The sequence below is a fragment of the Modestobacter sp. VKM Ac-2982 genome, assembly GCF_026967935.1.
Classification (GTDB): Bacteria; Actinomycetota; Actinomycetes; order Mycobacteriales; family Geodermatophilaceae; genus Modestobacter.
Map to the genome: position 1 here is coordinate 299,608 of NZ_JAPVBL010000004.1, position 13,822 is coordinate 313,429.

General features: G+C 75.0%; 11 protein-coding genes and 1 pseudogene. 6 read left to right on the top strand and 6 right to left on the bottom strand.

Annotated features, from left to right (window positions below):
• Position 1: 1 nt before the first annotated feature.
• Together O2W20_RS15925 and O2W20_RS15930 are read right to left on the bottom strand one after the other, a co-directional pair.
• The gene (locus O2W20_RS15925) at positions 2 to 784 is read right to left on the bottom strand and encodes an isocitrate lyase/PEP mutase family protein (RefSeq protein WP_269171206.1); all 783 of its coding nucleotides are present in this window, start codon (positions 782 to 784) and stop codon (positions 2 to 4) included.
• A gap of 86 nt (positions 785 to 870) precedes the next feature.
• Positions 871 to 1,395, bottom strand: a complete 525-nt coding sequence (locus tag O2W20_RS15930) for a DUF6226 family protein (protein ID WP_269171205.1) — start codon at positions 1,393 to 1,395, stop codon at positions 871 to 873.
• Positions 1,396 to 1,472: 77 nt separating this feature from the next.
• Here O2W20_RS15930 and purT point away from each other — a divergent pair, with 77 nt between their 5' ends.
• Entirely contained in the window at positions 1,473 to 2,663 is a 1,191-nt protein-coding gene (purT, locus tag O2W20_RS15935) for a formate-dependent phosphoribosylglycinamide formyltransferase (RefSeq protein WP_269171204.1), read from the top strand.
• Positions 2,664 to 2,791: 128 nt separating this feature from the next.
• Positions 2,792 to 4,012, top strand: a complete 1,221-nt coding sequence (locus O2W20_RS15940) for a DUF2786 domain-containing protein (RefSeq protein ID WP_269171203.1) — start codon at positions 2,792 to 2,794, stop codon at positions 4,010 to 4,012.
• Here the strand turns inward: O2W20_RS15940 and O2W20_RS15945 are convergent.
• Positions 4,009 to 4,152, bottom strand: a complete 144-nt coding sequence (locus O2W20_RS15945) for a hypothetical protein (RefSeq protein ID WP_269157432.1) — start codon at positions 4,150 to 4,152, stop codon at positions 4,009 to 4,011. The two genes, O2W20_RS15940 and O2W20_RS15945, sit on opposite strands and share 4 nt — an antisense overlap.
• Before the next feature lie 125 nt (positions 4,153 to 4,277).
• Positions 4,278 to 4,886, bottom strand: a complete 609-nt coding sequence (locus O2W20_RS15950; RefSeq protein ID WP_269171202.1) for a TetR/AcrR family transcriptional regulator — start codon at positions 4,884 to 4,886, stop codon at positions 4,278 to 4,280.
• Between the two features lie 89 nt (positions 4,887 to 4,975).
• On the opposite strand from O2W20_RS15950, the pseudogene O2W20_RS15955 reads away from it, so the two are divergent.
• Positions 4,976 to 6,226, top strand: a pseudogene (locus tag O2W20_RS15955) (DHA2 family efflux MFS transporter permease subunit); the annotation flags it as partial.
• 281 nt (positions 6,227 to 6,507) lie between these two features.
• On the opposite strand, the gene O2W20_RS15960 reads toward O2W20_RS15955, so the two are convergent.
• Positions 6,508 to 8,100: an APC family permease gene (locus O2W20_RS15960; RefSeq protein ID WP_269171201.1), complete on the bottom strand. Its 1,593-nt coding sequence runs from the start codon at positions 8,098 to 8,100 to the stop codon at positions 6,508 to 6,510.
• Between the two features lie 204 nt (positions 8,101 to 8,304).
• On the opposite strand from O2W20_RS15960, the gene O2W20_RS15965 reads away from it, so the two are divergent.
• From O2W20_RS15965 to O2W20_RS15975, 3 genes are all read left to right on the top strand, one after another.
• The gene (locus O2W20_RS15965) at positions 8,305 to 10,407 is read left to right on the top strand and encodes a SpoIIE family protein phosphatase (RefSeq protein WP_269171200.1); all 2,103 of its coding nucleotides are present in this window, start codon (positions 8,305 to 8,307) and stop codon (positions 10,405 to 10,407) included.
• Positions 10,408 to 10,524: 117 nt separating this feature from the next.
• On the top strand, positions 10,525 to 11,487 hold the full coding sequence (locus tag O2W20_RS15970; RefSeq protein WP_269171198.1) for a sensor histidine kinase: 963 nt from the start codon (positions 10,525 to 10,527) through the stop codon (positions 11,485 to 11,487).
• Between the two features lie 173 nt (positions 11,488 to 11,660).
• The gene (locus O2W20_RS15975) at positions 11,661 to 12,974 is read left to right on the top strand and encodes a Cache 3/Cache 2 fusion domain-containing protein (protein ID WP_269171197.1); all 1,314 of its coding nucleotides are present in this window, start codon (positions 11,661 to 11,663) and stop codon (positions 12,972 to 12,974) included.
• 146 nt (positions 12,975 to 13,120) lie between these two features.
• Here the strand turns inward: O2W20_RS15975 and O2W20_RS15980 are convergent, their stop codons facing one another.
• A complete protein-coding gene (locus O2W20_RS15980; RefSeq protein WP_269171196.1) occupies positions 13,121 to 13,819 on the bottom strand; it encodes a prepilin peptidase in 699 nt (232 codons plus the stop codon).
• Positions 13,820 to 13,822 lie beyond the last annotated feature (3 nt).

Here is a 13,822-nt window from a genome sequence, read left to right on the forward strand (position 1 = left end):
GTCAGCTCAGGGCGCGGGTGGCGGGCGGGAGGGTGCCGCCGGCGACGAGCTCGACGACGGCGTCCTGGAGCGCGGTCAACGCCACCCGCTGGGTGAACGGTCCGGTGGACACCCGGGCGATGCCGAGCTCGGCCAGCTCCCGTCCCGACGGGGAGGCCCCTGGGACGCTCATCAGCGAGACCCGCCCGCGGCCGAGGCCGTCGACGAGCGCCTCGAGCTCCGTTCGGGCCACCACACCGGGCACGAAGACCACCTGTGCGCCGGCTGCCAGGTAGGCGCGCCCGCGGCGCACGGCGTCGGCGAGCAGCAGGTCGCGGTCGGCACCGGGCTCGGCCAGCAGGAGGACGTCGGTGCGGGCGTTGAGCACGAAGTCGATCCCGGCGTCCCGGCCGGCGTCCAGCACCGCCTCGACCGCGGTGACCGCATCGTCCAGCGGGCGGACCTGGTCCTCCAGGTTGCCGCCGACGACGCCCACCCCGATCGCCCGGCGGGCGGTCTCCCCCGGGTCGCCGTAGCCGGCCTCCAGGTCCATCGACACCGGCAGGTCCACGGCGGCGACGATCCGGCCGATCATGTCCAGATGCAGGTCGAGCGGGATCTGCTCGCCGTCCGCGTAGCCGAACGTGGCCGCGATCGCGTGGCTCGCGGTGGCCAGGGCGCGCACGCCCGGGGTGCTGGCCACGACCCGGGCGGAGGCCACGTCCCAGACGTTGGCGAGCACCAGGAGCTCCGGTGCCCGGTGCAGGTCGAGGAGGGTGCGGGCGCGGGAGGCGGGATCGGTCACGGGTGGAACGTAGCCACCCGACGGCCCGTCGACCGGCGGGTTCCGGCCGTCACGGTGCCCGGGTGCACCGTCCCTCGCGCAGGCCGTCAGGTGTCCTCCCGTCCCGGCCATGGCTGCCACTCATGGCGGCCGGTCGGCCCCAGCTGCCGCAGCTCGTCACGCGTCAGCGACCGGGTCGCGCTCGACCGGGGGCGCTCCACCGCGAGCGTCCGCGTGCGGAGGCCGGCGGTCAGCTCCTCGGCCAGCCGGCCGTGCACCACGTCGGCGGCGAACTCGCCCAGTTCCTCGCCGAGGTCGGTGGGTTCCTCGTCGCAGGCATCGCAGCCGCAGCGCGGGAACGACTCCTCCACCCAGCGTCCCGCCCGCAGGCGCACGCCGAACTCGGTGTGCACGACCACCAGGTCCGCGCTCCCGGCGGACCGAGGGTGCAGCCGCACGGCGCGCACCTCACCGGGGCGTACCGGCTCGTCGGTGACCGAGACGCCGTACCGCTCGACGAGGTCGGTGACCAGCCGGTCGGCGACGCCGTGCAGCGACGCGTACCGCTGCGGGTCGGTGACCCGGCTGTACGCGTCTTCCGGCGGCCCTCCCGGTCCCCAGCGATCTCCCATGCCGGCACGGTAGGGCCCCGGGGCGTCTCCGTCCCGGCCGTTCCCGGTCGGCCGGCGCACCTCTCTAGCCTGTCCGCATGGTCTCCCTGGGCACTCCGCTGTCTCCCTCGGCCACCCGCGTGCTGCTGCTGGGCAGCGGCGAACTGGCCAAGGAGGTGCTGATCGCCCTGCAGCGCCTCGGGGTGGAGACCATCGCCGCCGACCGGTACGACGACGCGCCCGGCCACCAGGTCGCCCACCACGCCCGGACCCTGACGATGAGCGACCCGGCGCAGCTGCGGGCGCTGATCGAGGCCGAGCGGCCCGACGTCGTCGTCCCGGAGATCGAGGCGATCGCCACCCAGACGCTGGTCGAGCTGGAGGCCGAGGGGGTGCGCGTCGTCCCGACCGCGCGGGCCGCCCGGCTGACCATGGACCGCGAGGGCATCCGCCGGCTGGCCGCCGAGGACCTCGCCCTGCCCACCAGCGCCTACCGGTTCTGCGACTCGCTGGAGGAGCTGCGGGCCGCCACCGCGGAGGTCGGCTTCCCGTGCGTGGTGAAGCCGGTGATGTCCTCTTCCGGCAAGGGCCAGAGCAAGCTCGACGGCCCGGACGACGTGGACGGCGCCTGGGCGTACGCGATGGCCGGCGGCCGGGTCGCCGGCACCCGGGTCATCGTCGAGGGGTTCGTCGACTTCGACTACGAGATCACCCTGCTGACGGTGCGCTCGCTGCGGGACGGGCAGACGGTCACCGCCTTCTGTGCGCCGATCGGCCACCGTCAGGAGGCCGGTGACTACGTGGAGAGCTGGCAGCCGCAGCCGATGTCGGCCGTGGCGCTGGACCGCGCGCAGGCGATCTCGGCGGCGGTGACCGCCGAGCTGGGCGGGCTGGGCGTGTTCGGCGTCGAGTTGTTCGTCCGCGGGGACGACGTGTGGTTCTCCGAGGTGAGCCCGCGGCCGCACGACACCGGCATGGTGACGATGACGACGCAGTGGCAGAACGAGTTCGAGCTGCACGCCCGCGCCCTGCTCGGCCTGCCGGTGGACACCGCACTGCGCAACCCGGGCGCCTCCGCGGTCGTCTACGGCGGGGTGGAGGCCACCGGGATCACCTTCGACGGGGTCGACGACGCGCTGGCGCTGCCCGGGGTCGAGCTGCGGCTGTTCGGCAAGCCGGAGAGCTTCACCCGGCGGCGGATGGGCGTGGCGCTGGCCCGCGCCGAGGACGTCGACACCGCCCGGGCCACCGCCCGCGAGGCGGCATCCCGAGTGCATCCCCGCGCCTGAGCCGCCCGCCGGCGTCCACAACGGGACGCCGGGTCCACAGCTGCCCGGGCACCGGTCGGAGCAGCTGGGGTGGGCCGCACCCTGGTCCAGGGCGCGCCGGCCCCGCATGCACGAGGAGAGGACCACCGATGACCGCCGACGAGGTGCTGATGCTGCTGCAGGCCGGTGGCCGGCTGGCCGCCGAGCCCGGGGTGCAGGCCGCCGAGCTCGACCCGGTCGTGGCGCGGCTGGTCCGCCGGGACGCCGGCGTGGACAGCGACGGCCGGGCGCAGCAGGTGCTCACCGAGGCGCTGCCCCGGCTGTGGGAGGGCGGCTGGCAGCCGGTCGACGTCGTCCACGTCGCGCGCCGGAAGGTGAGCCAGCGGGGCGCCCGGCTGGTGGCTGCGGTGGTCTCCGCGGAGGCCGCCGCAGCGGCTGCGGCGCCGCCGGAGGCATGGGCCGCCCAGCTGGCGGCGCTCCCCACCGAGCACCGGTCGGTCACCGAGTGGTGGCGGGGCGAGCGGATCGAGCCGGCCGCCGCCTGGCGGGACGTGCTCCGGGTGATCGGGCTGTTCCGTGCGCTGCCGCGGCTGGAGCAGCTGCTCCCACCGCCCAGCGGCTGGTCGGCTGCGCTGTGGCCGGTCGAGGCGTCGGGCAGCGGGACCGACGGCAAGGTGCTGCACCGGATCCGGTCGCTGCTGGCCAAGGCCGAGTCCACCGAGTTCACCGAGGAGGCCGAGGCGCTCACCGCCAAGGCGCAGTCGCTGATGGCCCGGCACGCGATCGACACGGCGGTGCTGGCACAGCGGGGGGACGGCTCCCCGGCCGGCGTGGTCGCCCGGCGGCTGCACCTGGACGACCCGCACACCGAGGCGAAGGCGGCCGTGGTGCAGGCCGTCGGCACGGCGAACGGGGTCCGCGTGGTGCTGCTGCCCACCCTCGGCATCGCGACCCTGGTGGGCTTCCGCGACGACGTCGACCTGGTGGAGCTGCTGGTCACCTCACTGCTGCTGCAGGCGGCCCGCGCGCTGGCCGACGCGGCGCAGAGCGGCGGGGCCCGGGCGCGGTCGACGCCGTTCCGCCGCGGCTTCCTCTACTCCTTCGCCCAGCGGCTGGAGGAGCGGCTCACCCAGGCGCGCGAGCAGGCGACCGCCGAGGCCCGGGTCGACTACGGCGCCGAGCTGGCGCCGGTGCTGGCCGCACGGTCGGCCGCGGTCGACCGTGCGGTCGAGGAGCTCTTCCCGTCGCTGCGCCGCCGCGGCGGCAGCACGGTCGACCCGGCCGGCTGGCACGCCGGTCGGCGCGCCGCGGACCAGGCGGACCTCGGGTCGAACCGCCGGTCCTTGCCGAGCGCGGCGGGGTCCTCCTAGATCAGGACGTCGAAGCTCGCGCCGAGGTCGCGCAGCAGCATCGCCTGCGCGGTCAGGTCGGTGGCCGTGGTGAGCCAGCCGGCCACGAACATCAGCGAGTCCGCCGGGGTGTCGTCCAGCGACGCCGTCGCCGCTGCCATCCCCGCCTGAGCCACTGCACTGCACGCCAGAGTCATCATGACCGGCCCCTTTCGTCTCTGCTGGTGTCGGCAGTGACGGCGGGGCGCTGGAGCGTCGTCGCGGCGAACGGCGCGTCAACTCACCCTCAGGGGGGTGGTCGGCGGAGCCCGTCGACGAGCAGGTGCAACAGCGACTCGTAGGTGACCGCCGGGTCGGGGGTGAGCACCGCCCCACCGAGCTCCAGGCTCACCGCCCCGTGCACCGAGCTCCAGATCAGCTGGGCGGTCTCGGTCGGGTCCTGCTCGCGCAGCGCCCCGCGGGCCATCGCGTACCGCACGTGGTCGACCAGCGCCTCGAAGGCGGCGGCGGCGTGCGCGACCAGCTCGTCTCCGCCCTCGGTGGGCAGCGGTCGCCCGCCGAACATCGCCCCGTAGTGCTGCGGCTGGGCGAGCGCGAACCGCCGGTAGTTGCGCCCGCTGGCCAGCAGCCGGGCGATCGGGTCGGGGTCGGGGTCCTCGGTGACCGCGGAGCGCAACCCGTCGAAGCCCCGGACCAGGACGGCGGCGATCAACCCGTCCTTGCTGCCGAAGCGGTTGTAGACGCCCATCGGCGCGACCCCGGCCTCGGTGGCGACAGCCCGCACGGTCACCGCGCCCAAGCCGTCCCGGACCAGCACCCGCTCGGCCGCGTCGACCAGCGCCTGCTCGACCGCGCGGCTGGGGGTGCGCCCGGCGCCGGACCTGACGTCTGTCACGACCTCATCCTCCTGCACGGATCCTGCTTGCCTCGTGTAGAACATCGTCCTACTGTTCTGGCACGTTGTTCTACAGACCGGAGACCGCGATGACCACTCCCCCACCCGCCCTCGCCACCCGTCGGTGGTGGGTGCTCGCCGTGCTCTGCCTGTCCGTGCTGCTGGTCAGCATCGACAACACGATCGTCAACGTCGCGCTGCCGACCATCAGCCGCGAGCTGTCGGCCAGCACCCGCGACCTGCAGTGGGTCGTCGACGGCTACACGCTGGCCTTCGCCGCACTGCTGCTGCTCGGCGGTGCGCTCGGTGACCGGTTCGGCCGGCGGCGGGTGCTCCAGGCCGGGCTGGTCGCCTTCGCCCTGACCTCCGCGCTGGCCTCGGCGGCCACCAGCACCGACCAGCTCATCGCCGGCCGGGCCGCGATGGGCGTGGCCGCAGCAGCGATCTACCCGGCCACCCTGGCCCTGCTGGTCACCACGTTCACCGACCGCCGGGAACGGGCCACCGCACTGGGTGTCTGGTCCGCGGTCACCGGCCTGTCGGTGGCCATCGGCCCGGTCACCGGCGGCCTGCTGCTGGAGCACTTCTCCTGGGGCTCGGTCTTCCTGGTCAACCTGCCGATCGCGGCGGTCGCCCTGGTCGCCGGCCGGCTGGTGGTCCCCGAGGCGCGCGCGGCGCGGGCGCAGCGCTTCGACCTGACCGGGGCCGCCGCCTCGGTGCTCGCCATCGGCCTGCTGGTCTGGACGACGATCGAGGCCCCCGGGCACGGCTGGGGATCGGCGACCACGCTCGGCGGCTACGCGGTCGCGGCCCTGGTGCTCGCCGGCTTCGTCGTCCACGAGCTGCGCACCGCCGAGCCGCTGCTGGACGTCCGGCTGTTCCGCGACCCGCGGGTGTCGGTCGGCAGCGGTGCGATCGCGCTGGCCTTCTTCAGCCTGTTCGGCTTCATCTTCATGATCACCCAGTACTTCCAGTCGGTCCGCGGGTACGACACCCTCACCGCCGGCGTGGCGACCCTCCCCTTCGCCACCGTCATCGGCGTCACTGCGCCGCTGGCGATCGTCGCGATGCGGGCGGTCGGCACGAAGCTGGTGGTCGCCGCCGGGCTGCTGACCATGGCCGCCGGGTTCGCCGTCGCCACCGGCACCACCCTGGAGTCCGACTACTGGGGCCGGATCGTGATCGCGATGGTGCTCATGGCCGCCGGCCTCGGGCTGGTCACCAGCCCGGCGACCGAGGCGGTGATGGGAGCGCTCCGCGGCGACCAGGCCGGGGCCGGCTCAGCGGTGAACGACACGGTGCGCGAGGTCGGCGGCACCCTCGGCGTCGCCGTGGTGGGCTCGGTGCTGAGCACGGTCTACGGCCCCGCCGTGGTCGACGGGCTCACCGCGGCCGGCGCGCCGGCCCGGGTGGCCGAGAGCGCAGCGGACTCCGTCTTCGCCGGGCTCGCGGTGGCCGGGCAGCTGCCCGGTGGTGCGGTGACGGCGGTCCAGCAGTCGTTCCTGGACGGCGTCGTCGCCGGCTCGTGGGTGTGCGCCGCGGCCAGCGCGGTCGGGGCGGCCGTCGTCCTGGCGTTCCTGCCGGCCCAGCACCGGCTCCCCGAGCCGGTGCCCGCTCCGGATCACCGCCCGGGCGCAGACGGCCGGTCGTCGGGCGCGGCCGGCGCGACGGTCGCCACGCCCTCCTCGACCAGCAGGTCCGCGGTGTCGGCGGGCATCGTCTCGCCGCGGAAGAACGCCGGCGCCACCCGGCTGTAGACCACCATCAGCAGCAGCCCCAGCAGCAGCGCCCCGATGCCCACCACGAACACCCCGCCGACGCCGCCGATCACCGTCTCGCCGTAGCCGGGATCGGCGTACGCGACGCAGGCCAGCACGAAGACGGTGAGCATGAAGACCCCGCCGAGCAGGGGCAGGACCAGCCGCATGAGGACGTCCCGCGGCCCGCGCAGCGCCCGGCGGAACTGCCAGGCGCAGGCGAAGCCGGTGAGCCCGTAGTAGAAGGCGATCAGCATGCCGGTGGCCGTGATCGAGTCGATCAGCACGTTCTCGCTCACGATCGTCAGGCCGACGTAGAAGGCGATCGAGACGATCCCCATCCACACCGTGGACACCGTGGGCGTGAGGTACCGCGGGTGGATCCGGGCGAAGGACCGGGGCAGCGCGCCGTAGGCGGCCATCGCCAGCGTGCCGCGGGCGGTGGGCAGGATCGTGGTCTGGGTGCAGGCCGCCGCCGAGGTGAGCACCGAGATGATCAGCAGCGCCTCGAAGGCCCGCCCGAGGACGTCGTCCCCGAACACCGTCGCCCCGAGGGCGGCGAACACGTCCTCGGCGTTGGCCTCGTTCCCCAGCCCGATGCCCTCGGCCCCGACGCCGGCGAAGGCCACCGTCGCCACGGAGACCACGGTGTAGATGCCGACCAGCAGCACCGTGGAGATGAGCGCAGCCCGCCCGGGCGACCGGGTCGGGTCAGCGGTCTCCTCGTTCACCGCGACGGCGGAGTCCCAGCCCCAGTAGATGAAGATCGCCAGCAGCACGGCCTCGGTGAGCGCCGGCCAGCCGATCCCGGCGGGCCACAGCCAGGACGGCGACGGGGTCAGCGAGCCCTCCGGCGCCGTCCCCGCGTACACCTTGACCAGGGCGTACACCGCGAAGGCCAGCAGCACGACGCCCTCGACGGACAGCAGCACCTGCTGCAGCCGCGCGGTCGGCTCGATGCCGCGGTAGCAGACCCAGGTCATGACGGCGATCCACCCGACACCGGCGAGCGTCGTCCAGAGGGCGCTCTCCGCCAGCCCGTCGAGCCCGACCAGCCGGTAGCCGTAGGAGCCGGCGATCTGCGCGAGGTTCGCCATCACGATGACGTCGGCGGCGATGATCCCCCAGCCGCCCATCCACCCGGTGCGTGGCCCGAAGGCCCGGGCGGCCCAGGTGAACGTCGTCCCGCAGTCGGGCTCGCGCTTGTTCAACTCCGAGTAGGCGACCGCGACCAACCACATCGGCACGAAGGCCAGCAGCATGATCGCCGGGGCCTGCACCCCCACCGCGATGACGACGAAGCCGAGCGTCGCGGCCAGCGCGTAGGCCGGGGCGGTCGAGGAGACGGCCAGGACGATCGAGGAGACCAGTCCGAGGGCGCCGGTCTTGAGGCCCTTGTCGACGGCAGCGCCCTCCACGCGGGGTGGCGCGGACGGCGCCGGGGACGGACTGCTCATGCCGGAGCCGTGCAGATGTCCATGTCAGGTGTTATCGCACAGTCGCCCGCCAGCCCGGACACCGGTGCCCCGGCGGCCGATGGCCGGCGACGTGATCTTCGTCGGCAGGCTTGCCTCGACTCGGTCGCGCGTGACATAACTCCCGCAGCTCAACAGCGAGCAAAGAGGCTCCCGACCCGGATGTCGGGCGACCAGGTGAAGTGGGTGGCAGTGGCAGAGCCCACGCACGTCGGCGACCTCCAGGAGGACGCCGCAGGCGATCGGCTGCGGGCGCGACTGGCGATCGACGCCGCGCGGATCGGGACGTTCGACTGGGACCTGCGCAGCGGCCGGCTGGTCTGGGACGACCGGCTGATCGAGATGTTCGGTTACGACCGGACGAGCTTCGAGCAGAGCATCGAGGCGTTCAACGCCCGCGTGCACCCGGACGACCTGCCCCGGGTGGGCGATGCGCTGCAGGGCGCCATCGACACGTGCGGGGAGTTCGAGGCCGAGTACCGGATCGTCCTGCCCGGCGGGCACACCCGGTGGGTCTCGGCCCGTGGCCGGGCGCTCGGAGGCCCCGACGGGGCGTCGGCCCGGCTGATCGGGGTGGCCTACGACGCGACGACCGAGCTCGCCGCCGAGGCGCGGGTGGTTCGGCTCCTGGAGGCGATGCCGGCCGGCTTCTACTCCCTGGACGCCGACTGGCGCTTCGTGCACGTCAACGCCGAGGCCGAGCGGCTGCTCGGGCAGAGCCGTGACGACCTGCTGGGCCGGGTCATCTGGCAGGCCTTCCCGGCCGCGGTCGGGAGCAACATCGAGGAGAACTACCGCCGGGCCGTCACCACCGGCGAACCGGTCGCGTTCGACACGCACTACCCCGCGCCGCTGAACGGCTGGTTCGAGGTGCGCGCCTGGCCGACGCCGGAGGGGCTGTCGGTCTACGCCATCGAGGTCACCGCCCGCCGGCAGGCGCAGGAGCAGGCCGAACGGTCCGCCCGCCGGCTGGCGCTGCTGGCCCAGGTCAGCGCCGAGCTCGCCGGTGCCCTGGACGTGCAGTCGGCGACCGCCCGGCTGCCCCGGCTGGTCGTCCCGGCGCTGGCCGACTGGTGCATCGTCACGGTCATCGACGCCCACGGCCAGCCCCGCGACGTCGGCAGCTGGCACGTCGACCCCGCGAGCCGGTCGGTGCTGGAGCGCTACGCCGAGGTGCGGCTGGACGCCATGCCGATCGCCGCACCGGTGGGCCGCGCCCTGCACGCCGTCGACGCGGTGTCCTTCGCCGGTGCCGAGGTGCTCGAGCTGCTGCCGCCCGGGCAGGCCCGGGACCTGCTGACCGTGCTGGCGCCCGGGGTCGAGGTGGCCATCCCGCTCCGGGCGCGCGGCCGCACGCTCGGGCTGCTGACCCTGGCCTACGCCGACGGGCACGCCGCCACCGACGCCGACGTCGCGGTGGCCCAGGACGTCGCCGACCGGGCGGGGCTGGCGCTGGACAACGCCCGGCTGTTCGCCCAGCAGCAGCAGATGGCCGAGGTGCTGCAGCGCAGCCTGCTGACCGAGCCGCCGGAGCCCGACCACGCCGAGATCGCGGTGCGCTATCTGCCTGCGGCCGAGGCGGCCCGGGTGGGTGGGGACTGGTACGACGCCTTCCTGCAGCCGAGCGGCTCCACGATGCTCGTCATCGGGGACGTCGTCGGGCACGACACCGCTGCGGCGGCGGCCATGGGCCAGGTGCGCAGCCTGCTGCGCGGCATCGCCGCCTACAGCGACGCCGGCCCGGTGGAGGTGCTCCGCGGGCTGGACTCGGCGATGGAGCTGCTGCAGCTGGACACCCTGGCCACCGCCGCGGTGGCCCGGTTCGAGCAGACCGACGACGAGCGGGTGCGCGGGGTGACCCGGATGGTCTGGGCCAACGCCGGGCACCTGCCGCCGCTGGCGCTGCAGCCCGACGGCAGCGTCGCGGTGCTCGCCGACTGGAAGGCCGACCTGCTGCTCGGCGTCGACGCCACGTTCCAGCGGACCGAGTCGGTGGTCACCCTGGACCGCGGGTCGACGGTGCTGCTCTACACGGACGGGCTGATCGAGCGCCGGGACGCCGACCTGGACACCGGGCTGGCCCGGCTCCGAACGCACCTGACCGAGCTGGCCGACCTCCCGCTGGCCGACCTGCTGGACCAGCTGATCGAGCGGCTGGTCGACGGGGAGCCCGAGGACGACGTCGCCCTGGTCGCCGTCCGGCTGCACCCGCAGGACGGCCCGCGCCCGGCGGAGGCCGGCCCCAGCCGGGTGCCCGACGTCGTCCCGGACGACCCGGCGAGCCGATGAGGGCGTGGTCCAGGCGGTCCTGCGGGGCCTACGCGGAGCCGCCGGGCTGACATCGGCCTACCGTGGGCCCATCCCCCCGGCCCCGATCGACCCCGACGAAACGGAAGGACCCACCCCGTGCACGCATCACCGGACCAGTTGGGTCCGGCCACGTTCCGGCACGACCTGGTCCTGTACAGCTCCGCCGAGGAGCTGGCCGCCGTCGCCGTCCCGTTCCTGCGGGCGGGCCTGGAGGCCGGCGCTGCGGCCGTCATCACCACCAGTGACCCCTCGGCCGCGATCCTGCGGGACGCCCTGGGTGACGACGAGCGGGTGCACGTGCTGCCGCGCGGTGAGGTGTACCGGGACCGCACCCCGGCCGCGATCACGGCCTTCCGCCGGCTCGCCGAGCGGGTGACCGGGCACGGCCACACCGAGCTGCGGGTGGTCGGCGAGACCTGGTTCGGGCGGACGCCGCGGGAGTGGCTGGAGTGGCAGCGCTACGAGGCCGTGCTGAACGAGGCGATGCGCTCCTGGCCGACCTGGGGGCTGTGTGCCTACGACCTCCGGCAGCTCCCCGACGAGCTGATCGACTCCGGGCTGCGCACGCACCCGCACCTGGTCGACGCCGACGGCCGCCGACCCAACCCGCACTTCACCGAGCCGGCCGACTACCTGCGAGAACTGCCCGTCCCGGACGAGCCGCTCGAGTCCACCGAGCCGCTGCTGCAGGTCGACGACGCCAAGGACTTCGCCGGGCTGCGGCACGCGGTCGGCGCCCGGCTGACGCAGCTGCACGGCTCCCGGGACGCGCTGGAGGACCTCCACCTGGCGATCGACGAGATGAGCGCGAACGCGGTGCGGCACGGCGGGCCGCCGGTCCAGCTGCGGTTGTGGGCGTCGGCCGACCGGGTGGTCTGCCGGATCAGCGACGGCGGCGCCGGGATGGACGACCCGTTCGCCGGGTACGGCCCGGCGCACGGGGACGACCTCTCCCACGGCGGGATGGGCCTGTGGCTGGCCCGCCAGCTGTGCGACCACGTCGACGTCGTCGACGGGCCGGACGGACTGTCGATCCGGTTGACGACGCGGCTCCGCTGACCTGACGAGGGGCGCGGCCGTCGCCCGGGCCGTGCGGACGTTCCCGCTGAGCCTGGTCCGGCGCGCCGCCCTCACCAGCACGTTCTCGACCGCAGCGGCCCCTAGGCTGGCCGCGCGACCCCGCTGGCGACCCGCGCCCGGCTCCGTCGCCTGCGTCCGAGAGGAGTCGAGTCGTGCGCTTCCCGTCCTCGCGGGGCCCCGCACCGGTGCCCGGCGGCCTCGTGCCCGGCGGCCCCCTGCCCGGCGGCCCCGTGCCCGGCGGCCCCGTGCCCCTGGCCGACCAGCCCGCGACCGCTGCCCCGCGTCCGGCGGCGTCCCCGCGCACCCGGCGCCCGCCCGAGCAGGACGCCAGCATGGCGGTCGCCGCGCAGCAGGCCGGCGTCCTCTCCTCGGCGAGCCGCGAGGTGTCCGACACCTCCCGGCAGGCCGCCGAGTCGCTGACCGAGCTGCGGTCGGCGATCACGGACATCTCCTCGAGCACCACCCGGGCGTCGGCTGTCGCCGAGGAGGCCGTGCGGGACGCCCGCGCGGTCGACGAGCGGATCGCCGCACTGCAGGAGGCCAGCGAATCGATCACCGAGATGGTGCGGCTGATCTCGGCGATCAGCCAGCAGAGCCGGTTCCTCGCGCTCAACGCCTACGTCGAGGCGGCGCGCGCCGGCGACGTGGGCCGGGGCTTCGCCGTGGTGGCCGACGAGGTCAAGCAGCTGGCCAGCCGCACCGCCCAGGCCGCCGAGGACATCGGCGCGCAGATCGAGGCGGTGCAGTCCGAGACCCGCCAGGCGGTCACCGCGATCGGCCGGATCACCGGCACGCTGGGTTCGATCGCCGACGCGCAGGACGCGATCGCCGCCGCCGTCGCGCAGCAGCGCGCCGCCACCGAGCGGGTGGTGGACAACGTCGACCGGGCGGCCAGCGGGTCGGCCCGGATCACCCAGGCGGTCGCCGAGCTGGCCGACAGCCAGCGGCTGGTCTACGTCCGCCGGGCGCTGACCCTCGCCCAGGACCTGCTCGACGAGGCCGGCGGGGTCGACGTGGGCCAGGAGCTCCAGGGGCGGACCGTCACCGACCAGGCGACCTCGGCGACGCGCACGGTCCGGTTGCCCGAGCTGCTGCTCGGCGGGGAGGTGCTGGCGTGGGACGACGACCCACGGCACCGGTCACCGCTGGTCGACGACGTGGTGGCCCAGGTCGGCGGGACCTGCACGCTGTTCCAGCGGCTCGACGACGCCGGCGGCATGGTGCGGGTGGCGACCACGGTGGTGAACTCGCAGGGCCGGCGGAACATCGGCACCGCCCTCTCCCCCACCGGCACCGACGGCGGCCGGAACCCGGTGCTGGCGGCGGTGCTCGGCGGGCAGGTCTACACCGGCCCGGCCACCGTCGCGGGCAAGCCGTACTTCACCGCCTACGCCGGCGTGCACTCCCCCGCCGGCGCGCTCGTCGGCATGCTCTACGTCGGCCTGCCGATCGAAGCACCCGCCTGATCCAGCGGGCAGCGTGCCGGCAGGTCAGCCATGGAGTCGAGGAGGCCGTGGACCGCTGGGCCGAGGAGGACGATCAGGGGTGACTCCTGATTCTCCTGCCCAGGGCCGCACACGACCGCGTCCGGCAGGCGGTGGCTGACACCCGGTCAGGTGAAGGTGTGGACCCAGTCCTCGGCCAGCAGCGCCGCCACCAGGGCGCCGCCGAGCAGCGCGGGCCCGAACGGCAGCCCGGTCCGGCGCCCCACCCGCCGGGTGGCGAGCAGCGCGAGCCCCACCACGGCCTGGAGCAGGAACGCGAGGAAGAAGCCGGCCAGGACGACGGGCCAGCCGAGCCAGCCCAGGTACAGGCCGAGCAGGGCGGCCAACTTGACGTCGCCCATCCCCAGGCCGCTCGGGGAGATCAGGGCCATCGCCAGCAGCACCGCGAAGGCCGCTCCCCCGGCCAGCACGGCCCGTCCCAGGTCCGGCCAGTCCCCGGTGGCCCCGGCGGCGACGGTCAGCAGGCCGAGGCCGCCGAGCAGCCCGGGCACCAGCACCCGCTTGGGCAGCAGCTGCTCGCGCAGGTCGACGACGGTCAGCAGCAGCCCGATCGCGACGAACCACAGCCACGCGGGGAGCTGCGCCGTCCAGCCGAACCGCAGGGTCACCGCCGCCGCGCACAGCGCCCCGGCCAGCTCGGGCCACGGCGCGCCCACGGCACGCGCCTGCCAGTCGACGCGGACCGCGACCGTGCCCTCGCCGGCGCCCGCGCGGCGGGGGGCGACCAGCGCGAGCGAGTCGGCGACCCGGCCGGCGAGGACCCCACCGACCCCGGCGACCACGGCGGCGAGCAGCGCGCCGGTCACGTC

Bases quoted from the DNA above. Each gene is read 5' to 3' on its own strand.
- O2W20_RS15945 (WP_269157432.1), bottom strand. From the start codon at position 4,152: ATGGCAGCGGCGACGGCGTCGCTGGACGACACCCCGGCGGACTCGCTG.
- O2W20_RS15960 (WP_269171201.1), bottom strand. From the start codon at position 8,100: ATGAGCAGTCCGTCCCCGGCGCCGTCCGCGCCACCCCGCGTGGAGGGC.
- O2W20_RS15940 (WP_269171203.1), top strand. From the start codon at position 2,792: ATGACCGCCGACGAGGTGCTGATGCTGCTGCAGGCCGGTGGCCGGCTG.
- O2W20_RS15930 (WP_269171205.1), bottom strand. From the start codon at position 1,395: ATGGGAGATCGCTGGGGACCGGGAGGGCCGCCGGAAGACGCGTACAGC.
- purT (WP_269171204.1), top strand. From the start codon at position 1,473: ATGGTCTCCCTGGGCACTCCGCTGTCTCCCTCGGCCACCCGCGTGCTG.